Source organism: Sinorhizobium sp. GQ132, assembly GCF_059758575.1.
Genome location: NZ_JCAXDX010000044.1, coordinates 1 through 856 on the forward strand (window position 1 = coordinate 1; position 856 = coordinate 856).

Sequence of the window (856 nt, forward strand, 5' to 3'; positions counted from 1 at the left end):
CTAGGTCGTAAACTCATAAAACCACTTGTTGTTTAGTCGCGCCGATGATTCAAGGCTTCCGAATGAGGGAGCCTTGGAATGACGCGCCGCCGCTACGAACTCACCGACCACGAATGGTCAATCCTGTCGCCGCTGTTGCCCAACAAACCGCGTGGTGTTCCCCGCGTCGATGATCGGCGGGTGCTGAATGGCATCCTCTGGCGGTTTCGGACGGGCTCGCCCTGGGCGGAAATCCCGGAGCGCTATGGTCCGCCGACCACCTGCTACAACCGCTTCGTCCGCTGGCGGAAGGCCGGTGTCTGGGATCGGCTTCTTGAAGCCGTTTCCGAGGCTTACGATGGCGACATCGTCATGATCGACTCAACCTGTGTCCGCGTTCACCAGCACGCGGCCACAGGAAAAAGGGGGATGGAGACGATGGCGGCATGGGACGTTCCCGTGGCGGGCTCACGAGCAAAATCCACGCGCTCGTCGACGCCGAAGGTCGCCCCGTCAACCTCCGTCTGACCGGCGGGCAGATCGCCGACTGCACCGAGGCCGACGCGCTGACGGACGAGCTCGGCGAAGGAGATATCCTGCTGGCTGACAAGGGCTACGACAGTAATGCCATCCGGGCCAAGGCCGCCGAGCGAAAGGCCTGGGCCAACATTCCGCCGAAGACCAACCGGAAGGGGTCATTCGTTTTCTCGCGCTGGGTCTATCGGCAGCGGAACCTCGTGGAGCGGTTCTTCAATAGGATCAAACAGTTCCGAGGCATCGCAACCCGATACGATAAGCACCCGGAAAACTACCTCGCCGCCGTAAAGCTCGTCGCCGCGAGGATATGGTGTCAAAGTTTATGAGTCGACGCCCTAGC

The 856-nt window shown here is 61.1% G+C and carries 1 pseudogene; it reads left to right on the top strand.

Annotated elements, in window-relative coordinates:
- The first annotated feature begins 78 nt into the window (after nucleotides 1–78).
- Nucleotides 79–842: pseudogene (locus AC6CIG_RS29625) on the top strand (IS5 family transposase).
- Nucleotides 843–856: the final 14 nt, after the last annotated feature.